A 24,391-nucleotide genomic window follows, 5' to 3' on the forward strand; every position below is an offset into this window, starting at 1 on the left:
CGCAAAATTTGAGCCTGCACTTATTTTATACCACCTGGCGAGTGATAGGTTTTGCGCTTTTGCCGTATACCTGCTGCTATACCTGCCAAATGGAAATGGAAGCGCTTCGGAATCCTGAAAACAATTGTGCAAGCTTTCAGCAAAACACGTGACAAATTCATATACAAAATCTATATTAGCAGTTAGGGCCGGCCAACCCGTGCCTATACCTTCGTCCGCCTTTGGGCACAACTTTTGAAGTCATGCGAGGCAGCCCCATAACACCTGAAAACATGCTAGTCAATAAGGTCTCTGACCAGATAAAGAGAAGTAAGTACATCAGCCGCGACCTGAGCTGGCTGCGTTTCAATTACCGCGTGCTCGACCAGGCCCGCGACACCAGCCGGAGTCTCTTCGACCGGCTTAAGTTCATGGCCATCACCGCCTCCAACCTCGATGAGTTTTTCATGATTCGGTTGGGCAGCTTGTACAATTACATTGACTACGGCAAGGAGCGACTCGACTATTCGGGGCTGCGGGAGCTGCCTTTCCGTAAGAAACTGCTGGACTACGCCCACCGCTTCGTCAATGACCAGTACCTGACCTTCAACAACGAGCTGGCGGAACTCTTTGACAAGAGCGGCTTCGACATACTCAAGGTAGGCGAACTGACCGAGATAGAGCAGAAGAAAGTGGACGGTTACTTCAAGAACACGATATACCCGCTGCTCACGCCCATGGTGTACGACAACTACCACGGCTTCCCGCTGCTCATGAACCAGCTGCTCACCTTTGGTGTGGTGACCCGCACCACCGAGGAGCAGAAGGCGCAGGACCGTGTGACGTTTGTGCAGATACCGCAGAACCTGGCCCGTTTCTATGAAATCAACCGCAAGGACAAAATCATCTTCGTTCCGATAGAGGAGATTATCCGCTGGAAAATCAAAAAACTCTTCCGCAACGTGGACATCGTGTCGGTGAACCTCTTCCGCATCACCCGCAACGGCGATTTCACGCTGGAGGAATCGGACGACATCGAGGCGGACTTCGTGCAGGAGATTAAATCGAAGCTGAAGACCCGCAAGAAAGGGCGCGTGGTGAGGCTTGAGATTGAGCGCAATCCATCGGCCTTCATGATGAAGGTGCTGAAAGAACGCTGGACCATTGACAACGCCAATGTGTTCACCATCAGCAGCATGATAGACCTGAGAGGCCTGTGGCAAATCATCAACCACCGCCAGTTCCGAGATAAGGGTTTCAAGCAGCCGGCGCCGGTGACGCCCCTCAGTCTGCCAAGCGAATCAGTGGACATGTTCCAGTACCTGAAGGAGCACGACGTGCTGCTGCACCACCCCTACAACAACATGGAGCCTGTGGTGCAACTGCTGGAGCGCGCCGCCGAGGACCCTTACGTGCTGGGCATCAAGCAGACCATCTATCGCCTGGCCGACCAGTCGCGGGTGACGGCCGCCTTGCTGAAGGCTGCCGAGAATGGCAAGCACGTGTCGGTGCTGTTTGAGGTGAAGGCGCGATTTGACGAAGAACGCAATCTGCGGGAGGGAGAGCGACTGGAGAAGGCTGGCTGCTTCGTCATCTACGGCATCAGTAAGTACAAGACGCATACCAAGATGCTCATGATTATCCGGAAGGAAGGGGAGAAGGTGACGCGCTACGTGCACATCGGCAGCGGCAACTACAACGAGCAGACGGCCCGCCTGTATACCGACGTGAGCCTGCTGACCACTAACGATGTGTATGCCCACGACGTATCGGAATTTTTCAACGTCATCACCGGCCACTCGCGTCCAAACGAGTACAAGTACCTGCTCACGTCCCCCAAAAGCATGCGCTCGCAACTCATTGAGCTCATCCGCCAGGAGGCCCGCAACGCCAAGAAAGGCCTGAAGAGTGGCATCGTCATCAAGATAAACTCACTGGAGGACAAAGAGGTGATTGATGAGTTCTACAAGGCTTCCAAGGCAGGCGTGCCTATCAAACTCATCGTGCGTGGTATCTGCTGCCTGCGTCCGGGCCGGGAGGAATTGAGCGAGAACATCACTGTGAAGTCGATAGTAGGAGAGTACCTGGAGCACAGCCGCATCTACTACTTCCACAACAACGGCGAACCCTTGGTATACGGCGGCAGCGCCGATATCATGGTGCGCAGCTTTGACCGCCGCATCGAGGCGCTGTTCCTGATTGTGAACGAAGAGCTGAAGAAAGAGGCAATCAACATTCTGCACTACAACCTGCTCGACAACCAGAACTCCTATATCATGCGCGAGGACGGCACGTATGCCCGCAAGCGCCCCGCCGTCAATGAGGAGATCGTGGATGTGCACAAGGTGTTTTACAAGAAGGTGTTTGAGGAGGTGAAGGAAGAGGTTGAGTTGATATAGGTATCTAACTCTCCGACCTATACCTGCCTGGATTAGGATTCTTAGAGTTCAGAAATTCAGAGAATGCTTCATTCTTGTCATTCCTCTTTATGTCATTCCGACGAAAGGAGGAATCTCACGCCTTCTGGGCCGCACATCCAGCGCCAGCGCAGATGCGGCTTTTCTATAGAAAGTCAAGGGGCAGAGGAAATCACCAGGTGCAAAATAATCCCCATCTTTCACTGCCGGTTCCCGCTCCGCTCGAACCGGCAGTGGCTGTGGTAACAGATTCCTCCTTTCGTCGGAATGACAGAGCGTGTATGGGAATGACTGGAGCATGAGCAGGTATGGCACCTGCTCACAATTGACACACCCCTGTCCCTCTCATGAGGGGAATATCCACCGCTATGAACCCCCCCCTGCCCCCTTCAAAGGGGGACTTTCTGCCATCGCCTATTCCCAGGAATAGGCACTGTAGCACATAACACTGGCGGGTATAGCCTTAACACCCCTCTGGCTCCCCTCAAGGGGAGAGTTGCCCTGTAGCAACAGAGCGGCGGCATCGGCCCGGTGCACCTACCGACGATTTTGTGTCTGAGCGTCAGCGAGTTTAAAATCGTCTTGATTTTTTGCTTACTTTGGGGGGTAGGGGCCCTCGATTTTCATCAAGAAAAAAAGTAAGGCCCGCCCGGACAGGGCAAGCTATACAACAATTAAACGAGCGAGAAGCAATAGCCGCCGCTACACAAGCAAGCATTAGCCAGAACTACCTACTTATCTGGCTTATCACAAACCGCTCCTGGTGGTGTTGCTCGTAGAGGGCGTGAATCATGCCATCCTTCAGACCAACGGCCGGTACCATCATGCTCTCCAGTTTAGCCCATTTCATGGCAGACAGGTATATCTCAGCGGCAGGCAGAATCACGTCGGCGCGGTCAGGGTTCAGGAGGAGCTCCGTGAGGCGTTCCTCCATGGTCAGGGAAGCTACTTTGGCCACAATCTCCTCAATCTGTTTCCGGAAGATGGGCTTGCCTACTGGCTTGCCTGAAAGGTCGTATATTTTGTTGATGTTGCCACCGGTACCGATGGCGCGGGTCAGGTGGTATTTGCGCGAGTTCTCCTCAATCCAGAGGCGCATGTTATTCCAGAGCTCCTGCGAGTCCACGCCGTGCATGTGACGGATGGATCCCTGCTCAAATGAATGCGAAGCCATCTTCTCGCGGTTTACATAGATGTTAAACTCGGTGCTGCCCCCACCCACATCAATGTGCAGGTAATTGCGCTCGTCCAGAAAATTGACGATGACTTTGTTGATTAGGTCGGCCTCCGCCTCGCCGTCAATCACCTGAATCTCCATACCGACGGCCTGCCGCACACGTTCCAGAATCTCAGGGGCGTTTTGAGAGGTACGCATAGCGGAGGTAGCGCATACCATGAAATAGTCCACGTCGTGCACGTCCAGCAGGAGCTGGAAAGCGTGCATCAGCTTGATGAACTTCTGGATTTTGACTTCACTGATAAACCCAGCACTGAAGACATCCTCACCGAAGCGTATGGCGTAGCGGATGTACTCTATTCGTTTGAAAATGACGTTCCCGTTCTGGTTCAGCACACTGGAGATTTGGCATCTGACCGCGTTTGAACCGATATCAATAGCCGCTAGCTTCAAATATTTCCTGAATATGTGTGTACAACATGCATGATAGTCCAAATATAGGTATAAATGCTGTACGCAGAAAACCGGCCGCTGCTGTTTTTGAAGCGTCTTAATTATAGAAAAATCACTCGTTCGCGTGTATCCAGCCCAAGCGCCCGCCTTCAGGCCGCACCATCAGAAACTGTTCATATGAGGCCACCACAGGCACTGCGGCACCGCTAGGCAAACTGTCCATTTGCGCGGCTTGTGGGTGAGCGTCGTCCAGGAGGGGCTGCTCCTGTTTCAGGTTCTTGACGGCAATGGGCTTGGCTATACCTTCCACCAGCGTACTGGCAACATACGCCTCCGTATTATCGGGCAGACGCACACGGTACCAACTGTCTGCCGCTCCCGTTACCTGCAGGGGCGTATGCCGTTTCAAGGTGCTGTAGACGCTTGATTTGGTGGAAGGCTGAAGGCGCACATTCGCCATTTTGGAGGCCACGCGTACCCAGTTGCCAATGTGGCTGGCGTCTACTTTGACGGCAGGTATAGGCTTGGCAGACGTATGCACGTAGGGGTAGGGGTTGGTGGCGCCGTGGCCGTAGCGGTATACCCCGAAATGCAGGTGCGGGCCGGTGCCCTTAGCGTTGCCGGTGTTGCCGACCAGTCCCAAGGTATCGCCCACTGCCACGCGCTGTCCCGTTGAAACAAGTTGCTCGTCGAGGTGCGCGTAATACAGGTTCTGGCCCCTGTCTACATCCGAGAGCCACACTACTTTGCCACCACGGGGAGTTTCCCGCACGCTGGAGACGACTCCCGCCACAGAGGCGATTACGGGTGTTCCGCGGGGTGCGAAGATATCGATACCTTCATGGCTGCGGGCGCCGGCATCGCGCGGGTCGCCCCAGATGCTGGCGATGTTCCGGCTGCTCTTGCCAGGTATAGGAAAGGCCATGGTAGGCTGCGCCTGGATGGTGATGGTATACTGCCCGCTGCGCAGCAGCTCCGGCTGCACGCGCAAGATGTGGGGCAGGTCCTCGTCCACCACATAGCTCAGCACCGTGGTGAGCGTATCGGCGTGGGCTACAGGCTTGGGTGACTGGGCAGGGTCAGCCGAAGCCTCGAAAAAATCCATGAACACCCGGTAGGTCTCGCGCGCTTTCACCTCCAGGTTCACCACAATTTTTTCGCCTCGTTTGGCCTCCACACGATAGCCCAGCGCCTTGGGATTATCGGCCGGGAAATAGCCTGTCTCCTTGAAGGGCAATGTGACAGGGTTGGCCGTCTGCAGCGCCTTTTCTCCGGCGGCCAGCCAGTCGCGCCCAATGGCTGTCTGGTCCAGTTTGGCTGCTTTGAGCGAAGAGGCATAGCGCTCATACGGCGACTCATTCTTGAACACCCCGCGCAAGGCCTCTCGGCTGCCACAGCCTGACAGCAGCGCAACAGCCACAAAGAAATACAAAAGCTGAAAGTATCCTGATTTGCTCATTTTCAATTGAGTAAGGTATGCTGTGGTCTCTCCAATTGATACAAAAACAATACCCATATTGATTCCTTTTGGTTGATAGAGAATGCATTATGTCATCAGGTCTGAGAGTAGGTGCTGTTAGAACGGAGCGGTGTGCCATACGTACAACAGGTTGTGTACCAATGGGATTTCAATTGTGAGAAGGAAAAACATACGAACTAGATGGAAAAACAAGCGGAAGCGGGTAGCCAAAAAGCTGTTGCCCTTGTTCGCACCACTGATACTATCACCCATCGCCTCGCAGGCCGCAGGTAAGTTCGTGACGGTGGACAAGAAATCGAAGGGACGGATAGGCACACTCAAAATCATGCGGTTTGAGCAGGTGTCGTTTGACCTTTACAACCAGATGAACCTCCACGACGCGGACCTGCGCTACGAAGTGTTCAACAAGGCCCTAATGGGCTATTACAGCCTGAAGCACGAGGGCAAGCTCTCCGATAAAGGCATATTGACTATTGTGGACTTCACCAAGTCATCGAACGAGAAGCGGCTGTGGGTGGTGGACCTGGATAACAAGACCGTGCTATATAATACCTATGTGGCGCATGGCCGAAACTCCGGCGAAGTGATGGCTGAGAATTTCTCCAATGAGCATAAGTCCAACATGAGCAGCATTGGCTTTTATGTGACGGAAGGCATTTACTACGGCAAACATGGTAAATCGCTGAAGCTGAACGGGGTGGACGAGAATTTCAACACCAACGCGCTGGACCGCTGCATTGTGATGCATGGGGCCGAGTATGCCACAGAGGATTTTATTGAGGAGTATGGTCGGCTGGGCAGGAGCCTGGGTTGTCCGGCGCTGCCGATGGGAGAGCATGAAGGCATCATCGACACGGTGAAGGAAAACACGGCCCTCTACATACATGCCTCCAACGATGCCTATACCTCGCAGTACCTGGACCACGCCAACGCCATGGCCGGGCTTATTGAGGAAGGGCAGCCTAATCCACTGCCTCCGCCTGTGGCTTCCATTTGATGCCGCAGCCTGTGCTTGGCTTCTGCTCATTACTCACCCTTTGCCCTGCCAGTAAGGCATCCAACGCCTGGCGCAAATCCTGGCCCGTGACAGGAGTCTGGCTACGGGGCCGGGAGTCATCAAACTGGCCGTGGTAGGCCAAGCGCATGCTCCGGTCAAACACATAGAACTCGGGGGTGCAGGCAGCGTGGAAGGCACGGGCTACCTGTTGCGTCTGGTCGTAGAGGTATGGAAACGGAAAGCCTTTTTCAGTGGCCAAAGCCTTCATCTGCTGCGGCCCATCTTCCGGGTAGGCATCGGCATTGTTGGCGCTGATGGCCACGAAATTTACTCCTTTCTGCTGGTATTCCCGCGCCAACGCTACTAGTTCATCCAGAATATGCCTGACGTAAGGGCAGTGGTTGCACAAAAACATGATGACAGTGGCCCTGCTGGAAACCACATCCTGCAGCGAGACCAACTTGTCGGAAACGGTGTCGAGGAGGGCGAAGTTGGGTGCTACAGTGCCCAGTGGTAATGCTGTGGAAGCTAATGGCATGCTGCTGTAGATTAGGGTGAAACGTATCACGGGCTATACCCGAAAGCTGAATCAATGTAAGATTTTCGGAGGAAATAAAAAAGAAGACAGGAGCTTATTACGGAACCCGAACGTGACACAGAACAAGCTCCCGTCTAGAGTGTTGCTTTTAAAAATATGGAGGAAGAATCGCAGGGAAAACCCAACTGGAGGTATAGTCCTAATGCCTATTTACCGCTCATCTTCCAAGCGGGTCAGAGAGAAGTAAATCACGTAAAACCAGTTGAAGAAGCCGTGGAGGATAGCCCACAAAATGGAACGATTGCGCGTCCAGGAAGTGACCACGGCAATAGACACGCCTATCGCTGTGCCGGTGCTCAGTCCGTTTCGCACCACTGTCTGACTCACTTCCTGAGCAAGAAGTGGAGTAGAAATGAGAAGTAAAACCAACAGTAGGGGAAGGGAGAATTTGTTTTTCATGTGGCTATTGTCAGAGGTGTACCTATACGCAGAACAATATACAGAAAAGCTATATATTTAAAAGATATATACCTGTTTTGCTTCACGCGTTCGCGCCGGCTGTTATTAAGCAGGCGCGGACGCGTGAAATACCTTACAACCTGCCGTACAATTGCACTTCTTTCCTGAGCTTGTGGGCTACCGGTTTGGTGAACATGCCGGGCTCCAGGCGCCAGAGCCAGTTGCCATTGGAGGTCGAGGGTTTGTTCATGATGGCCTCTTTACCTAGTCCCAGAATGTCCTGCATCGGTATGACAGTCAACTGCGACACCGACATGTAGGCCAGCCGGTTCATGGCTTCATGCACATTTTCCTTTGTCAGTTGCTGTGCGCTGTAATCACTCAGGCGCTTGCGGTCTTCTTTGCTGGCATCCTGCTCAAACCACGCCCGTGTGGTGCTGTTGTCGTGGGTGCCGGTATACACAATGGCGTTCTGGCTGTGGTTGTGCGGTGCGTACAGGCTGTTGGGCAGGTCCTCCCCAAAGGCGAACAGCAGCACCCGCATACCGGGCAGGTCGAACTGCGCCATCAGGTCCCGCACCGGCTGGTCTATCTCTCCCAAGTCTTCCGCTATGATGGGCATCTCAGGGAACTTCTCCTTGACAAGGCTGAGTAGTTCTGCTCCGGGGGTTTTCACCCATTTGCCATGAATGGCGGTTTCTTCGCCTGCAGCCACCTGCCAGTAAGCCGAAAAGGCCCGGAAGTGGTCGAGGCGCAATAAGCCGAACAGCTCCAGGTTGTGGGCGATGCGCTGTATCCACCAGCTAAAATCATCTTCTTGCAGCACCTTCCAGTTGAAGACGGGCGTGCCCCACAATTGCCCCGTTTCGCTGAAATAGTCGGGCGGTACGCCGGAGACGGCTGTGGGCATACCTTTTTTGTCCAGCTTGAAAATAGTAGGGTGTGACCACACATCGGCGCTGTCATGGCTGACATAGAAGGGCATGTCGCCGATGAAGCTGATTCCTTTGGAATTGCAGTAGGTTTTCAGTCTTTCCCACTGGTGGTAGAAGAGAAACTGCAGGAATATTTCCCGCTCAATCTCCTCGGCCAGTTCGGCGGCCAGTTCCTCCACAGCTTCATGCTCACGGTTCTTCAGCTCAGCAGGCCACTGTGTCCAGGCCTGTTGCCCAAAATGATGCTTGAAGACCACAAAGCGGGCGAAGTCCGGCAGCCAGGCCTTGTGTTTTTCCTGAAACCGGATGAACGCACCGTTCAGCTGGCTGCCCTGTCCCGCCTTGAATTTCTGGTACGCCTTGTACAGCACCTGTTTCTTATACTCAGCCACCTTCTCAAACTCTACTTTCCTGTCATCGAAAGAGGTATTCGGTTTGATATCCTTTTTGATGAGCAGGCCATCCTCTACCAGCAAGTCCGGGCTGATGAGCAGGGGGTTGCCTGCGAAGGCGGAGTGGCTACTGTATGGGGAGTTGCCAGTGCCGATTTCGGTTGGGTTGAGCGGAAGAATCTGCCAGTAGCGCTGCCCTGCCTCTTCCAGCAGGTCTGCAAACCGATAGGCCTCCGGACCCAAATCCCCGATGCCATAGGGGGAGGGGAGAGAGGTGATGTGGAGCAGTATACCACTGCTTCGTTTTTTTATAATCATGCTGTTTTAGACGTTATTAGTGCTACCGGAAAAGATTTGAACAAGGTGGCAAGCGGAATCTCCTGCTGCCCCTCTACCTGGTGGTTGCTGAACAGGTGCTGCCATTGCTGCGGCGCCTCGGATGGCAACACAACAGCCGTGTCCTCCCATACCTGCTCCCCGAGCGGCAACTCGCTTTCGGAAACCAGCGAGGCAAGCAGGCGCGGTACCACCACCAGGCACCAGGCCCCTTCCTGCTGGCGGGCAAAAGCGATGGCGTGGTTCCGGTGCTTTCCACTGAGTGTTAACGGAATGTAGTTTCCCTTGTCGAAGAGTGCCTTTTGTTCCTGGCGCAGGTGGAGCACCTTGTACAGCAGGTATAGCTTGACCTTCGCGTCTTCAGGAGACTGGAGCATTTCCGCTAACAGCGCTTGTGTATCCTGATTTTCCCGGGCCTGGATGTCCTGCAGGAATTCACGGCGCAAATCGTAATCCACGGGGCGGCGGTTGTCAGGGTCTACTAGGCTGAAATCCCAGAGCTCACATCCCTGGTATACATCGGGCACACCGGGGCAGGTGGTTTTCAGTAGCGTCTGGCAGAGGGAATAAATCCAGCCGAGGTGCGCCGCCCTGCTGAAGAACGGCATGAAGGAATCCAGGAAGGCCTCATCCTCCAGAAGCAGTTTCTGCACCAGGTTCTTGGCGGCTTCCTCGTAGGCTTCGTTCGGCTCGGACCAGTTCGTATTCTCCTTGGCCTCCCGGAAGGCCTTCACCAAGTACTCCTGCACACGCTCCACCAAGGTGTCGTCTACTGCGCCTTCTAGGGGCATCACACCTACCAGCGTCTGTAGGATGAAATACAAGTCGTTGGCCGTTGGCCCGGCTGAAGTGCTGTGCTTTCGGGCCAAATCCATCCACTCGGTCACGTACTTTTCCCACTCGTCGGGTAACTCGCTCAGCACCTCCAGACGCATACGGGAGCCTTCGCCGCGTTTGGTGTCGTGGGTGGAGGTGGCGTTGATGGAGTGCGGGTAGGTCTGGAGCCGGTACTCCATGAGCTGGTGGAAATCGCGGCGGGCGATGTTGAACACATCCGGACTGTTGCCTACCTCGTTGAGCGAAATCAGCCGGTTATAGTTGTAAAACGTGGTGTCTTCCACGCCTTTCGCTGCCAATGGCCCTGTGAACTGTTGGCTGCGCATCACAAAGTATAGCTTGTGGCGCCGGAGCTCCTCTGAATCCTGGTCATCAGACTCAAACAGGCTGCGGAGGTGCTGCAACTCAGCTTTGGCCTCTGGCGCACGTCTGTTTGCTACTTTAAAGGCTTCCTCCACGACCTCCATGGCGGCAGGAGCCAGGGGGAAGGTATGGCCATAGATGCGGTATACCGGGAAGGAGGCCAGCAGTGCCGACAAGGCATCGGCCCATTTCTTTTCGTCGGCGCCGCTAGGGAGCAGGTCTGAGTCGCGGAGTAGGCGCAGCAGGTTCTTCAGTTCGCCCTGCATGTGGTGCTCCAGAATGAAGAGTTTCTTCTCATACACCAGTTTCTCGTAGTCGATGGGGGCGTCGGGCACCAGGCGGCGGTACAGGCGTGTGAGCTTGCGTTCTCCTTCGGCATCGGTGTAGAGGTTGCTGACCCAGGCCAAGAAGTCGTAGCCGCTGTTGCCCTGTATGGGCCAATACTCAGGCATATTTTCTTCCCCTTCCAGGATTTTCTCGACGACCAGGTATACCTCCTCACCCATCCGCTCGCGCAGGCGCTCCAGGTAAGTGTCTGGGTCGAAGAGGCCGTCCACGTGGTCTACCCGCAGTCCCTGCACCAGTTGGCGCACGCAAAGTTCTTTGATGAACCGGTGGTAGTGTTCGAACACCTCCTGGTGCTCCATACCCAAGCATATGAGGTCGTTGACGGTGAAGAAGCGGCGGTAGTTGATTCGCTTTTCGGTCTCCTGCCAATGACAGAGGAGGTAGTACTGCTGCTCCAATAGCTCAGTCAGCACCTGGGAATCTTGGTTGATGCCTTCCACCACCTGCTCTGCTGCCTTTTTCAGCTGTGCCTGCTGCTCCAGTGTCTGCCACAGGGAGTGCTTGAACTGCTGCCAGGCCTCGTGGTCGATTTCGTCCTGGGCTGTGTTGGTTAGCAACTGCTGCAGGAGCGCTTCGAGTTTATTTTTGGCTTCGTCTTGGCTTACCTGTTGGCTGATTTGCTGCAGCAGGTCCGCGTAACTGTCGATGCTGAGGGGATAGGCATTGTCGAAGTAGCTGATGTGAAAACCATTTTCGTCGAGAGACAGCTTCAGTTGCTGCTGTTGCACGACCTCTTCCAAGGGCTCACCCAGAAAGGGCACCATCACCCTGCCCTTGAAGTCCGGGTGGCCGAAGTTAATGTCGAAGAAGGTATAGAACCTGGATTTCTGGCCTTTCTCGAGCACATCCATCAGCCAGAAGTTGTGCGGGTGAAAGGCCATGTGGTTGGGCACGATGTCCTGCAGCCAACCCATGCCATGGGCCTTCAACTCGTCGGCTATCTCTTGTAGCTCCTCCAACGTTCCCACATCGGGATTAATCTGATGTGGGTCCACCACATCATACCCGTGTTCGCTCTCTGGCCGCGCCGTGAAAAAGGGTGCTGCATAGACGGTGCTTATACCCAGTTCTTTCAGGTATGGGATAAGCTGCTTGACTTCGTTGAGTTTGAATTTAGGGGATATCTGTAGTCTGTAAGTCGACGAAGGGATGTATACCATAAGGATTTTAAGGAATCAGGTTTAAACTCTTGTACAACGCTTCAAATTTTTTACACCAATCGGTGGCATGCTCGTCTTGCTGGGCCATCTTCTCCTGGTACTCCTGGTATACCGTCTGACGCATGCGGAAAGCGATGTTCTGTGCCTGCCAGTACTCCGGCATCAGCATGGAGTCGTGCTGCAGCGTGAGCAGGTCTGTCAGGTACTCCATGCGCGAAGTGTCATCCGGCATGTTCTCCAGATACTCCATGGTAGACTCCACGTGAAGGGTGGCGGCGTAGTTCAACGCATCTAGGTCCAGCTTCACGTTCATGCGCTCTACTTCCTTGAGCAGCCTCTGTATAGCATCCAGGTCTACAGTGGGCGCCTCCAGAGCCGCCAGCAGACGCGCGCTCACAATGTAGTCGATGGAGATTTGCAGGGGGCGTGGCAGTCGCATACCTACGCTTTTGATGGCTGCCATGAGCGGGTAGTTGTTATCGTATACCTGCTGGAAATCGTGCTCCAGAGCCTGGATGGTTTGTTCCATCACCTGGTCCAGTATTTTTTTCTGGTCGTCCCGGAAAAGGTGCCAGAAGGAGTAGTTGTGAGATTGGAAGTGCTTGTCGAACAACATGATGACCTCGGTGATGTTGCCTTTATCGAACGCGTTGGTCAGCTCGTGGTGCAGGGCAGCGAAGGCCTCTGCACTCACATACTTGCGCACGCCGCCAAACAACTGGTGGTCACCGATGTGCAGCACGCTGAAAGAGACATCCACCTCCTCCCACGTGATGCGAGAGCGGATGAGCGCTTTGCCGATGGCTAGTTTCTGACGTCCTGCCTCCTGCAGCTCATAATACTCAGAGGTGGCTTTGTAACTGTACAAATCCAGATTTTCGGAGTGGTCTGAGAAAAGAGAAGAAACCGCATAATGGGCTCCTACCCGCAACAGGTCCAGCATGGTGGTCTTGACGACTTGGCGGTAGGCAGCTGCGGCGTCAGGAAAATCGCGTGTGTTGCTCTTCGCCTCCCCCAGCAGCTCCAGGAAGTACTCCTCGTAATCTGTCCCGTTCAGGTCCTGTGCCAGTTGCAGCGCCCGCGCCGCATAAAAGATGTCCTGCATAGTCTCTATACCTGTCACCTCGTCAAAGAACCAGCCGCAGCTCGTGTACATGAGCATGGCATGGTACTGCATCTCCAGCAGCTTCAGGAACTTGACCTGCTCTGAGTTACTCAACTCTCGATTGCAGTGTGTCCGGATGAACTCTAGCACTTGCTCCTCCGACCGGTCCATGATGACCTGTATGTAATTGTCGCGGGTCTGCCAAGGGTTGGCTCCCAGGGCATGCATTTCCTGCGCGTAAAGCGGCTCCAGCGTATCGCGTACCCAATCGAAGGCTTTGCGCAGGGGCGCACGCCAGGCCTGGTTCCATTCCGGGTGACCGCCTGTGTGGCAACCGCAGTCGCTGCGCCAGCGCTCCACCCCATGAAAGCAACTCCAGGAGGTGTCCTCTATGATTTCCGCCTCATATTGGGGAGGGTGCAGCTCCAGGTATTCGCCATAGATGGTGATTTTGGCCAGCTGTTCCTGTTCGATGTGGTGCAGCGCGTAGGAGAGGGCCATCTCCCCGAAGCGGTGGTGGTGGCCGTACGTCTCCCCATCCGTGGCGATGTGCATGAGTTGGGGTTCCTTACTGTCCTGGTCGAAGGTGCTGGTGAGACGCTGAGCAAACTTCTGGCCGCTCTCCAGCAATCCTTCAAAAGCAATGGCCTGTGACACGGGGGCGTCATAGAAGAAAAGTGTAATGGTGCGTCCGGAAGGCAGATTACTGAGGTATGGCCTGCGCGGGTCTATCCTTGCCCCGGTGGCGTCTTGCCACTCCTTATCGTCTAGCTTCCGGAAGCGGAGCGCCTGGTAAGGCGACAGAATGGTGAACTTGATGCCGTGCTCCGCCAGTACCTCCAGGGTGGCAGTGTTGGCGGCCGTCTCGCCCAGCCACATACCTTCCGGGTCGCGGCCGAAGCGTTTCCTAAAATCATAGATGCCCCAGATGACTTGCGTGTGCCGGTCGCGCTCGTTGGCGAGCGGCATAATCATGTGGTTGTATACCTGGGCCAGGGCAGAACCGTGTCCCGAGAAGCGCCTCTGGCTTTCCTTGTCCGCATCCAGTATGGACTGGTAGATGTCCGGGGCCTTCTTCTCCATCCACTCCAGCAGAGTGGCCCCGAAGTTAAAGCTCATGCGGGCATAGTTGTTCATGATGTCCACAATCTGCCCCTTGTCGTTCTGGATGCGGGAGGCGGAGTTTCGGGCATAGCACTCGGCTGTGATGCGCTCGTTCCAGTCGTGGTAAGGGCGCGCCGACTCCTGTAGCTCCACCTCATTTAGCCAGGGGTTCTCCCGGGGCGGCTGGTAGAAATGGCCGTGGATGCAGATGTACTGGTTCATACAGATTACTTACTTTGGAAAACGGTGAACGAAGCCGGAGGCAGCTCTATCTCCTGATTGGTCTGGGATTCCTGCTGCACGCCCATACCTGTGCCGCCATACCTTGCATCAGATGATTGGAGCAGCAGCTTCCAGTGCGCCTCCACCTGCGTGTTCAGGATTGTTGTCTGCGGTTGGTCGCTTATGTTAAACAAGCAATAGGTATAGGGGTCTCCACCTGAGTGGATGAGATGCAGCACCTGGGAGTCTTTGTTCACCTCCACGTGCGGCCGCTGCTTGTCTGTTTTGGCCAGAGCCGTCTTTCTCAGTTGGATAAGGTCTTTGTAGAACTCCCGCAGCTGCCGGTGCTGCTCGTTATGCTCGTAGCTGCGCGTCAGCCTGGATTGGATGAAGGTTTCCTCTGCCTGTGGGTCCGGTGCCTCGCCCTGCCAGGCGAAGGCGGAGAATTCCTCTTTGCGACCTTTGCGTACCGCCTCCGCCAGTTCCTTATCGGTGTGGCTCACAAAGTACAGGAAGGGGTTCTCCTCCCCATACTCTTCGCCCATGAACAGCATCGGGGTGTAGGGCGACAGCAGCACCATTCCAGCCACCACTTTCAACATATCAAACGAGACCAGCTGTGTGAGGCGCTCGCCCAGCATGCGGTTGCCCACCTGGTCGTGGTTTTGGGAGCAGACCACGAACTGCCGGGCCAGGTTTGCAGAAGGATCGCTGCCGAAGGTGCGCTTGCGGTGCTCCGAGTACAGGCCATCGTACACAAAGCCTTGCTGCATCACTTTCTGTAGTTGCTCCAATCTCCCAAAATCCTGGTAATAGCCGGTCTCCTCTTGTGTCACCAAAGCGTGTACGGCATGGTGAAAATCATCGCTCCATTGCGCTGTCAGTCCGTAGCCGCCCTTCTCCCTGGGGTTGATGATGCGCACATCGTTCAGGTCGCTCTCCGCTATGAGCAGGAAAGGTCGCCCGAGTTGCTGTTCCAGGTGCTCCACATGCTCTTGCAGTTCCTGCAGAAAATGCTTGGCTCCTGTGTCTAGGATGGCATGCACGGCGTCCAGGCGCAGGGCATCGAAATGGTAATCGCGGAACCACATTAGCGCATTTTGTATAAAGTAGTTGCGTACGTGGTCGCTGTGGGCGTCGTCAAAGTTGAGTGCCTTCCCCCAGGGGGTGTTGTACTTGTCGGTGAAGTAAGGGCCGAAGTCGTTGAGGTAGTTTCCTTCCGGACCAAGGTGGTTGTACACTACGTCCAAAATCACGGCTATACCTGCTGCGTGGCAGGCGTCCACCAGTTCCTTCAGCCCCAGCGGCCCGCCGTAGGAGTTCTGTACCGCCGAAGGGTATACCCCGTCGTAGCCCCAGTTGCGGCTGCCCGGAAACTGTGCCACCGGCATAATTTCGATAGCGGTTATGCCTAAATCCTGCAGCTCGGGCAGCTTTTGGATAATGCCCTGAAAGGTGCCCTCCTCGGTAAAGGTACCCACATGCAGCTCGTAAATGATGTACTGCTCCAAGGGCAGCGGGGCCCAATATTGGTCGGTCCAGCCAAAATCAGCGTGGCCGACTACTTCAGAGGCTTCGTGCGGCCCGTCGGGCTGCGAGTGGGAGGCAGGGTCAGGCCGCTCCGTCTCACCATCAAGGCGGTATAGGTAGCGGCTTCCCGGTCCTGCCTCCTCTGCCAGTGCCGTCCAGTACCCAAAAGCCTCCCGCTGCAGGGGGATTATCTTATCGTTATCTTTTATGACTACCTCGACCTGCTCGGCATCGGGTGACCACACGGTAAACGTGGTGCCACGGCCTGAGGTAAAGTGCGCTCCAACTTCACGGGTTATGCTCATTGATTCAATTTTAGTAATGCAGAATTTTTAACTCCCTTCCCGTGGTTAAGGTTGTTCTTTTCTGGTAGAATGTAGGAGGTATAGCTTGCAAGTCAGGCGGTAACAGAGCGTAAAGCCGTTTTTCCAGTTTCTCCGGAGGCTGAGGCGCAGGTCCGTCCGTAACATAATACCGGCCCTTTCAGTACCTATTAGCTATCATAAATAACTCAGGAAAAACCATACATGGAAGCACTGGAAGGAACCAAACGGGTCATCATCGAAAATGTGAAGCCGCAAGTGAACTGTGGGCAATACCCCATTAAACGGGTGGTGGGGGAAGAGGTAACGGTGACCGCAGATGTGTTCGGGGATGGCCATGATGAGGTGAAGGCCGTGCTGCTTTACCGCCACTCCAAAAAGAAGAAATGGAACGAACTCCCGATGCAGTTCCTGGGCAACGACCGCTGGCAGGTCAGCTTTACACCGGAGAGCATGGGCAGCTACGAGTATACCCTGCAGGGTTGGATTGACCATTTCTATACCTGGCAGAAAGGCCTCAAGAAGAAGTTTGAAGCCAACCAGGACATCACCGTAGAACTGCAGATTGGCGCGCAGCTGCTGCAAGAGTCGGCGGCCACGGCTAAGCCTGGACAGCAGAAGCGCCTGCGCAAGTGGGCCGAGCAGTTGAACCATCCTGGCTCCGTTGCCGATGCCGTGGCGCTAGCCACTAGCGAGGATGTTTCAGACCTGATGCATGCCTGCTGCGACCGCCAAAACGTGACTACCTACCACAAAATCCTACAAGTAGAAGTAGAGCGTCAGAAGGCGCTTTTCAGCACCTGGTATGAGTTTTTCCCGAGGTCGGCGGCGCAGGAGGCCGGGCGGCACGGCACCTTCCAGGATTGTGAGCGCCTGCTGCCTCGCATCGCCGAGATGGGCTTCGACACCATCTACCTGCCGCCTATCCACCCCATTGGCTACGCTTTCCGCAAGGGCAAGAACAACTCTGTCACCTCACAGCCGGGAGAGCCTGGCTCCCCCTGGGCCATTGGCGCCGAGTCGGGAGGGCACAAAGCCATCCTGCCGGAACTGGGCAGTCTGGATGACTTCCGTCGCTTTGTGCATGCCGCACGTGAGCATGGCATTGAGGTCGCGTTGGATTTTGCCATCCAATGTTCCCCGGACCACCCTTATGTGAAAGAGCATCCAGCTTGGTTCAAGTGGCGGCCAGACGGGACGGTGCAGTATGCCGAGAACCCACCCAAGAAGTACCAGGACGTGCTGCCCGTCAACTTCGAGACAGAGGACTGGCAGAACCTGTGGCAAGAGTTGAAGAGCATCGTCCTGCATTGGATAGAGCAGGGGGTATACGTGTTCCGAGTGGACAACCCGCACACCAAGCCGTTCCATTTTTGGGAGTGGCTCATACGTGAGGTGCGGCAGCAGTACCCGCAGGTGATTTTCCTGGCGGAGGCCTTCACGCGTCCGCGCGTGATGGAGCGGCTCGGCAAAATCGGCTTCACGCAATCCTATTCCTACTTCACGTGGCGCAACACGGCCGATGAGATAAAGGAGTACATGCGCGAACTCACCCAGACCGAGATGCGCGACTTCTACCGGCCTAATTTCTGGCCCAATACGCCCGATATCCTGCCGCATGAGCTGCAGACGGGTGGCGAGCCGGCACACATCACCCGCGTGGTGATGGCGGCTACGCTGTCTTCCAACTATGGACTTTATGGGCCTGTGTATGAGTTCGGCATCAACACGCCGGTGCAGGGCAAGGAAGAATATTGGGACTCGGAGAAGTACGAGGTCATGCAGTGGGACTGGGGAAGGCTGACCAAAATACGGGAGGTCATTACCAAAATCAACAAGATACGCCAGGTGAACCCTGCTTTGCAGACCACCTGGAACATCGCCTTCGGTGACACCGACAACCCGCAACTGCTCTGCTACGCTAAGTGGGACAGCAGCTTCCGCAACAAGATGCTCATGGTCGTGAACCTGGACCCGCACAACACGCAGGCAGGCTGGGTGCAGGTGCCACTGCAGGCGCTCGGCATGCAGGACCAGCAGCAGTACATGGTGCACGACCTGATGACCGAGCACAAATACACCTGGGCAAACGAATGGAATTACGTGGAACTGCGGCCGCATGAGATGCCGGTACACGTATTCCGCATTGAGGTGGCCACACCGGGTATGGGCCATGACAGCCTCGACGATACCTGGTTACCTGAAGACCACGGCACACACGCATAATCACTAAAAAGCAATATGGCAGAGGACAACACCCTTCTAGACGACAACATTCACTGGTACAAAGACGCCATTATTTACGAGCTCCACATCAAGGCCTTCATGGATGGCTCCGGCGACGGCATAGGCGATTTTAAAGGCCTGATGCAGAAGCTGGACTACCTCGAGGACCTCGGAGTGACGGCTATATGGCTCCTCCCTTTCTATCCGTCACCGCTCAAAGACGATGGGTATGACATAGCGGATTACTACAGCATCAACCCGAGCTATGGTAACATGCAGGATTTCAAGCTGTTTGTGAAGGAGGCGCACCGCCGCGGGCTCAAGGTCATCACCGAGCTGGTTATTAACCACAGCTCCGACCAGCACCCCTGGTTCCAGCGGGCGCGTCGTGCCAAGAAGGGCTCCAAGTACCGCAACTACTACGTCTGGACCGACGACCCGAAGCAGTACAAGGATGTGCGTATCATCTTCACCGACTACGAGCCCAGCAACTGGACCTGGGACCCGGTGGCCGGTCAGTACTACTGGCACCGTTTCTTCCACCACCAGCCCGACCTGAACTTCGACAACCCGGACGTGCAGCAGGAGGTGTTCAAGATGCTGGACTACTGGTTCGACATGGGCGTGGACGGCTTCCGCCTGGACGCCGTGCCGTACCTGTTTGAGCGCGACGGCACCAACTGCGAGAACCTGCCTGAGACGCACGACTTCCTCAAGAAGCTGCGGGCCCACGTAGACAGCAAGTATACCGGAAAGCTGCTGTTGGCGGAGGCTAACATGTGGCCAGAGGATTCGGCTTCTTACTTCGGCGATGGCGATGAGTGTCACATGAACTACCACTTCCCCATCATGCCGCGCCTGTTCATGTCGGTGAAGATGGAGGACCGCTACCCCATCATCGACATTTTCGACCAGACACCGGCTATACCTGAGACCTGCCAGTGGGCCATGTTCCTGCGGAACCACGACGAACTGACGCTGGAGATGGTGACCGACGAGGAGCGCGACTATATGTACAAGGTATACACGCGCGACCCGATGGCCAAAATCAACCTGGGTATACGCCACCGCCTGGCCCCGCTGCTGGGCAACGACCGCGCCAAGATAGAGCTCATGAACGTGCTGCTCTTCTCGATGAAGGGTACGCCGGTGGTATACTATGGCGACGAGATAGGCATGGGCGACAACTACTATCTGGGTGACCGCGACGGCGTACGTACTCCCATGCAGTGGAACGACAACCGCAACGCGGGCTTCTCCACGGCCAATCCCCAAAAGCTATACCTGCCGGTCATCATCGACCCAGAGTACAAGTACGAGTCAGTGAACGTGGAGACGCAGCAGCACAACAGCAGCTCGCTGCTCTGGTGGATGCGCCGCGTCATCAACATGCGCAAGCGCTACAAGGCCTTCGGGCGTGGTACTATGCAGTTCCTGAACCCATCCAACTCCAAGGTGCTGGCCTTCATCCGCTCTTACCAGGACGAGAACATTTTGGTGATTGCCAACCTATCCCGCTTCCCGGAGGCGGTGGAGCTGGAGTTGCCGGAGTTCAAGGGCTTTGTGCCGGTAGAGGTGTTCAGTAAGAACAAATTCCCGCAGGTAAAGGACGATAAATACCTGTTCACGATTGGAGCCCATGGCTACTACTGGTTTGAGTTGCAGCCACAGGAGGCATCCGGGGGAATCGCCCTGGATATGCAAAAGCCGGCCATGCAGCTGCCGTCCCTGTACAACCCCATTCCGCCGCGCGCACTCAAAACACTAGAGTCGAAGGTGCTGCCACCTTACGTGCTGAATAGGCGCTGGTTCGGAGGCAAAGCACGCACCATACAACGTATGCAGGTGGTCAACAACATCCCGATGCCTGCCGGAGAAAACGGAGCTTCCCTGTTGTTCATCGAGGTGAGTTACAATGAGGGCCTACCGGAGCTTTACCAACTGCCGATAGCCTTCGCATCCGGTGAGGAGGAGCAGGAGTTAATCAGCAGCCAGCCCAACAGCGTGATTGCCCGAGTGACGATGGACGGTCAGGAAGGCATCCTCTACGATGCTGTATATTCTGAGGAGTACCGACAGCTGCTGCTGCAGCACGTAGCCAAGCGGAAGCGCCTCCACATAGACGGTGCCGAGTTGGTGGGGTATAGCAACCGCTCCGTCAATGCGCGTCTGCGGGAGGTAGGGCAACCGCTCTCCTCCAAAATACTGGGGGCGGAGCAGAGCAACACGTCCGTAATCTATGACAACCAGTTCTTCCTGAAGGTATACCGCAAGCTCGACCGCACTCTGAACCCCGATGTAGAGGTGGTGCAGGCGCTGACGGAGCGGGTGAATTTCCCGAACGTGCCGATGTTCCTGGGCGCCATTGAGCATCAGGAAACAGGCAAGAACCCAATGGTGCTAGTGATGCTGCAGGACCTGGTGCCCAACCAGGGCGATGCCTGGGTATACATGGAGGATTCCCTCAAGCGCTTCTTTGAGAGGCTGCAGACGCACCGGGACCACGAAATCATAACGAGCACCATCGGGACGCTGGCACGGCCTGTGGCCTTTGCCGATGCGCCGGAGCACATGCAGTTGCAGTTGGGTGGCGCCTCCGTGGAGCGTATAGAGCTGCTGGGACAGCGCACGGCTGAGATGCACCTGGCCCTGGCCTCCATCACCGACTCCAAGGATTTCACACCAGAGGACTTCTCGCTGCACTACCAACGCTCGCTCTACTCGTCGCTCACCTCCCTGGTGCGCAGCAACTTCGACAGCCTGCGCAAGCATCTGCCCAACCTGCCCGATACCGTGCGGGCCGAGGCAGAGGAGGTGTTGCAGATGCGGCAGGAGATTCTGGAACGACTCAAGCGAATTTTCAGCCGCAAGATAGATTCCATGAAAATCCGTACGCACGGCGATTACCACCTGGGGCAGGTGCTCTTCACCGGCCGCGACTTCATCATCATCGACTTTGAAGGGGAACCGGCTCGCTCGTTCAGCGAGCGCCGCCTCAAGCGCTCCCCGCTGCGCGATGTGGCCGGTATGATTCGCTCTTTCCACTACGCCGCCTACAACGCGCTCTTCCAGCAGGACAGCTTCCGCAAAGAAGACAGCGCCTACCTGGAGCAATGGGCCGAGCAGTGGTACCACTACGCCAGCGGCTTCTTCATGCATACCTACCTGGCTAAAACCCTGGGAACAGGCGTGGTGCCGCAGAAGGAGGAGGACTTTGAAATACTGATGGAGACCTTCCTGCTGGAGAAGGCGATTTATGAACTGGGATATGAATTGAACAACCGTCCGGATTGGGTGCTCATCCCAATCAGAGGTATAAAGTACATCATGAGGAAGTATCAGAATGGCTAAGAAAAAGCAACAGGACAACACTCAGGAAAACATACAGCCGGTAGCAGGTATAGGAATGGACACCGGAACGGGTTCAGAGGATGGTATGACTGCCAGTAAGCCGGGTACCCGCAAGACGAAGAATAAAGCAGAAGCCAAAACCACTGTAGAGTTGCAATCCGGCGCGGCTGTTCCAGCTAAGCGTGGCCGTCCCAGAAAAACCACGACAACAGAAATGGGAAGCACCGCTCAGGAGATGACAACCCAACCCAAACGTGGCCGGTCCTCGCAAAAGAAGACCGATACGCTGGCACAGGCACCCGTAGAGGCTCAAGGACTTTCCATAGAGCCGGCTCCGGTGGCAGCTCAACCTGCCCAGGAACAGACCGGCCCGGTGTACTACGACATCAGCCGGTTCTCCGAATTCGATGTATACCTGTTCCGGGAAGGCCGCCATTACAACCTCTACGACAAGTTTGGGTCGCACCTGATGGAGCGCCAGGGCAGCCAGGGAGCTTACTTCGCGGTATGGGCACCCAATGCCGAGCTGGTATCGGTGATGGGCGACTTCAACTCTTGGAACCGCGAAAGCCACCAACTGCAGGCGCGTGGAGATAATTCTGGTATATGGGAAGGTTTTGTGCCGGACGTGCAACAGGGTATGCTGTACAAATACCACATCCGGTCCCGCTACCACCTCTACCACGTCGAGAAAAGTGACCCCTTCGCCTTCCGCCGGGAGAAGCCGCCGCAAACCGCCTCCGTGGTACAGGGCCTGAGCCATACCTGGGGCGACAGTGATTGGATGCAGCAACGCAAAAGCAGGCAGGGGCAGCCGCAGCCTTACTCGGTGTATGAGCTGCACGTGGGCTCCTGGCGCCGTAAGCCTGAAGACAACAACCGGCCGCTCACCTACCGGGAACTGGCCGAGGAGCTGCCTGCCTATGTGAAGAATATGGGCTTCACGCATGTGGAGTTCATGCCGGTGATGCACCACCCGTTCAACGGCTCCTGGGGCTACCAGATAACGGGCTACTTCGCGGCGGCCAGCACCTATGGCTCACCCGAGGACCTGATGTGTCTGATAGATGCCCTGCACAAGGAAGGTATAGGCGTCATCATGGACTGGGTGCCTTCGCACTTCCCTTCCGATGAGCATGGCCTGGCCTACTTCGACGGCACGCACTTGTACGAACACGCTGACCCACGCAAAGGCTACCACCCGGACTGGAACAGCTACATTTTCAATTACGGGCGCAACGAGGTGCGGTCTTTCCTGGTCAGCAATGCTTTGTTCTGGCTGGATAAGTACCACGTGGATGGACTGCGGGTGGATGCTGTGGCCTCCATGCTATACCTGGACTACAGCCGCAAGCACAACGAGTGGATTCCGAACGAGCACGGAGGTCGGGAGAACCTGGAGGCCATCTCGCTCCTCAAGGAGTTCAACCAGGCCGTGCACGAGCGCTTTCCGGACACGCTGACCATTGCCGAGGAATCGACGGCCTGGCCAGCCGTGACCGGAGCGGTAGAGAATGGCGGACTTGGGTTTGACATGAAGTGGATGATGGGCTGGATGCACGACACGCTCACCTATTTCTCCAAAGACCCCATCTACAGACGCTTCCACCAGGGCGATATCACGTTCAGCATCATCTACGCTTTTACCGAACGCTTCATGCTGCCGCTCTCGCACGATGAGGTGGTGCACGGTAAAGGCTCCCTGATTCGCAAGATGCCAGGCGATGAGTGGCAGGCCTTTGCCAACCTGCGGGCACTGTACGCTTACATGTATGCCCACCCAGGCGCAAAGCTGCTGTTCATGGGCGGTGAGCTTGCGCAGTCAACTGAATGGAACCACGACAGCAGTCTAGACTGGCACTTGCTGCAGTTCAGGAACCACGCAGGTATACAGGAACTGGTGCGACAACTGAACCATGTATACAAGCAGGAGCCTGGCCTTTATGCCCGCAGCTTTGACCAGAGCGGCTTTGAGTGGATAGATTTCGCCGATGCCCACAACAGCGTCATCAGCTTCATGCGGAAAGGCGACCGGCCCGAAGACCAGATACTGGTGGTTTGCAACTTCACGCCGGGCGTGCATGAAAACTACCGTTTGGGTGTGCCACTTGGAGGAAACTGGGTAGAGATTTTCAACAGCGACGACAGTCACTATGGAGGCAGTAATTTCCATAATCATGGCATATTGCAATCCGTGGCGGATTCCTTCCACGGGCGGGATTACTCGCTCGTGCTGAAGCTTCCGCCTATGGCTGTGGTGTATTTCAAGTTCCAGCCGGTGGGGTAGAGTTGATAGATTGAAATGAAAAAGGTCTGCCTAGGCATAGGCAGACCTTTTTTTATGTAAGTTTTTGAGGCTGCTACAGTTGTTGTAGCGTAGCTGTTGCTTCCTTGTTGTTCGCCCGCTGAGTTGTTCCATAGCCTGCCCTGGCCGGGCGAGCCTCACTTTTTGTCTTGACACAAATCGAGGGCCCCTACCCCCAAAGTAAGCAAAAAAGTCAAGACGCTTTTGAACTCGCTGACCGCTCGAGCAAAAAAATCGTCATGGGTGAATAGGGCTGATGTCTTTGCTCCGTGACTGCTGTGGATACTCTCCCCTTGAGGGGAGTCAGAGGGATGTTAAGGCCATACCTGCCAGTGTTCATGTAGGCTACAATGC

At 55.5% G+C, this 24,391-nt stretch carries 13 protein-coding genes; 5 read left to right on the forward strand and 8 right to left on the reverse strand.

All coding sequences use genetic code 11. From position 1 onward, the window contains the following. Nucleotides 1-272 precede the first annotated feature (272 nt). Nucleotides 273-2,378 carry a polyphosphate kinase 1 gene (gene ppk1, locus B051_RS0115535; RefSeq protein WP_033316972.1) on the forward strand — a complete coding sequence of 702 codons (2,106 nt, stop codon included), beginning with the start codon at nt 273-275 and terminating at the stop codon, nt 2,376-2,378. A 745-nt stretch (nt 2,379-3,123) separates the two neighbouring features. On the opposite strand, the gene B051_RS0115540 is transcribed toward ppk1, so the two are convergent. Both B051_RS0115540 and B051_RS22960 read right to left on the reverse strand, forming a co-directional pair. Further along, a complete protein-coding gene (locus B051_RS0115540; RefSeq protein ID WP_018479138.1) occupies nt 3,124-4,026 on the reverse strand; it encodes a Ppx/GppA phosphatase family protein in 903 nt (300 codons plus the stop codon). A gap of 112 nt (nt 4,027-4,138) precedes the next feature. Further along, a complete protein-coding gene (locus B051_RS22960) occupies nt 4,139-5,485 on the reverse strand; it encodes a peptidoglycan DD-metalloendopeptidase family protein (protein WP_018479139.1) in 1,347 nt (448 codons plus the stop codon). Between the two features lie 244 nt (nt 5,486-5,729). Between B051_RS22960 and B051_RS21420 the strand changes: the two genes are divergently transcribed. Then, nucleotides 5,730-6,503, forward strand: a complete 774-nt coding sequence (locus B051_RS21420) for a murein L,D-transpeptidase catalytic domain family protein (protein ID WP_018479140.1) — start codon at nt 5,730-5,732, stop codon at nt 6,501-6,503. On the opposite strand, the gene B051_RS0115555 is transcribed toward B051_RS21420, so the two are convergent. The 6 genes from B051_RS0115555 to treZ form a co-directional block, all read right to left on the reverse strand. Further along, entirely contained in the window at nt 6,469-7,041 is a 573-nt protein-coding gene (locus B051_RS0115555; protein WP_018479141.1) for a thioredoxin family protein, read from the reverse strand. The genes B051_RS21420 and B051_RS0115555 overlap by 35 nt on opposite strands. A 210-nt stretch (nt 7,042-7,251) precedes the next feature. Next, nucleotides 7,252-7,500 (reverse strand): hypothetical protein, encoded by a 249-nt coding sequence (locus B051_RS0115560; RefSeq protein ID WP_018479142.1) that lies wholly within the window; start codon nt 7,498-7,500, stop codon nt 7,252-7,254. Between the two features lie 133 nt (nt 7,501-7,633). Continuing rightward, on the reverse strand, nt 7,634-9,145 hold the full coding sequence (gene malQ, locus B051_RS0115565; protein ID WP_018479143.1) for a 4-alpha-glucanotransferase: 1,512 nt from the start codon (nt 9,143-9,145) through the stop codon (nt 7,634-7,636). Next, nucleotides 9,142-11,871: a malto-oligosyltrehalose synthase gene (gene treY / locus B051_RS0115570; protein WP_018479144.1), complete on the reverse strand. Its 2,730-nt coding sequence runs from the start codon at nt 11,869-11,871 to the stop codon at nt 9,142-9,144. Before treY ends, malQ begins: the two co-directional genes overlap by 4 nt. 7 nt (nt 11,872-11,878) lie before the next feature. Continuing rightward, nucleotides 11,879-14,302, reverse strand: coding sequence for a DUF3536 domain-containing protein (locus B051_RS0115575; protein WP_018479145.1), 2,424 nt, complete (start codon nt 14,300-14,302; stop codon nt 11,879-11,881). A gap of 5 nt (nt 14,303-14,307) precedes the next feature. After that, nucleotides 14,308-16,137 (reverse strand): malto-oligosyltrehalose trehalohydrolase, encoded by a 1,830-nt coding sequence (treZ, locus tag B051_RS0115580; RefSeq protein WP_018479146.1) that lies wholly within the window; start codon nt 16,135-16,137, stop codon nt 14,308-14,310. Between the two features lie 222 nt (nt 16,138-16,359). On the opposite strand from treZ, the gene B051_RS21425 reads away from it, so the two are divergent. Genes B051_RS21425 through glgB form a run of 3 tightly spaced genes read left to right on the forward strand, consistent with a single transcriptional unit; the run spans nt 16,360 to nt 24,019 of the window. Further along, nucleotides 16,360-18,381 (forward strand): alpha-1,4-glucan--maltose-1-phosphate maltosyltransferase, encoded by a 2,022-nt coding sequence (locus tag B051_RS21425; RefSeq protein ID WP_018479147.1) that lies wholly within the window; start codon nt 16,360-16,362, stop codon nt 18,379-18,381. 15 nt (nt 18,382-18,396) lie between these two features. Then, nucleotides 18,397-21,732 carry a maltose alpha-D-glucosyltransferase gene (treS, locus tag B051_RS0115590; RefSeq protein ID WP_018479148.1) on the forward strand — a complete coding sequence of 1,112 codons (3,336 nt, stop codon included), beginning with the start codon at nt 18,397-18,399 and terminating at the stop codon, nt 21,730-21,732. Continuing rightward, the gene (gene glgB / locus B051_RS0115595) at nt 21,725-24,019 is read left to right on the forward strand and encodes a 1,4-alpha-glucan branching protein GlgB (protein WP_018479149.1); all 2,295 of its coding nucleotides are present in this window, start codon (nt 21,725-21,727) and stop codon (nt 24,017-24,019) included. Before treS ends, glgB begins: the two co-directional genes overlap by 8 nt. Nucleotides 24,020-24,391: the final 372 nt, after the last annotated feature.

This window comes from Pontibacter roseus DSM 17521 (assembly GCF_000373265.1).
Taxonomy (GTDB): domain Bacteria; phylum Bacteroidota; class Bacteroidia; order Cytophagales; family Hymenobacteraceae; genus Pontibacter; species Pontibacter roseus.

What these genes read in the sequence shown, in the direction of transcription:
- B051_RS21425 (WP_018479147.1), top strand. Translation starts at nt 16,360, where the DNA reads ATGGAAGCACTGGAAGGAACCAAACGGGTCATCATCGAAAATGTGAAG.
- glgB (WP_018479149.1), top strand. Translation starts at nt 21,725, where the DNA reads ATGGCTAAGAAAAAGCAACAGGACAACACTCAGGAAAACATACAGCCG.
- B051_RS22960 (WP_018479139.1), bottom strand. Translation starts at nt 5,485, where the DNA reads ATGAGCAAATCAGGATACTTTCAGCTTTTGTATTTCTTTGTGGCTGTT.
- malQ (WP_018479143.1), bottom strand. Translation starts at nt 9,145, where the DNA reads ATGATTATAAAAAAACGAAGCAGTGGTATACTGCTCCACATCACCTCT.
- ppk1 (WP_033316972.1), top strand. Translation starts at nt 273, where the DNA reads ATGCTAGTCAATAAGGTCTCTGACCAGATAAAGAGAAGTAAGTACATC.
- treY (WP_018479144.1), bottom strand. Translation starts at nt 11,871, where the DNA reads ATGGTATACATCCCTTCGTCGACTTACAGACTACAGATATCCCCTAAA.
- B051_RS0115560 (WP_018479142.1), bottom strand. Translation starts at nt 7,500, where the DNA reads ATGAAAAACAAATTCTCCCTTCCCCTACTGTTGGTTTTACTTCTCATT.
- B051_RS0115575 (WP_018479145.1), bottom strand. Translation starts at nt 14,302, where the DNA reads ATGAACCAGTACATCTGCATCCACGGCCATTTCTACCAGCCGCCCCGG.
- treZ (WP_018479146.1), bottom strand. Translation starts at nt 16,137, where the DNA reads ATGAGCATAACCCGTGAAGTTGGAGCGCACTTTACCTCAGGCCGTGGC.
- B051_RS0115555 (WP_018479141.1), bottom strand. Translation starts at nt 7,041, where the DNA reads ATGCCATTAGCTTCCACAGCATTACCACTGGGCACTGTAGCACCCAAC.
- treS (WP_018479148.1), top strand. Translation starts at nt 18,397, where the DNA reads ATGGCAGAGGACAACACCCTTCTAGACGACAACATTCACTGGTACAAA.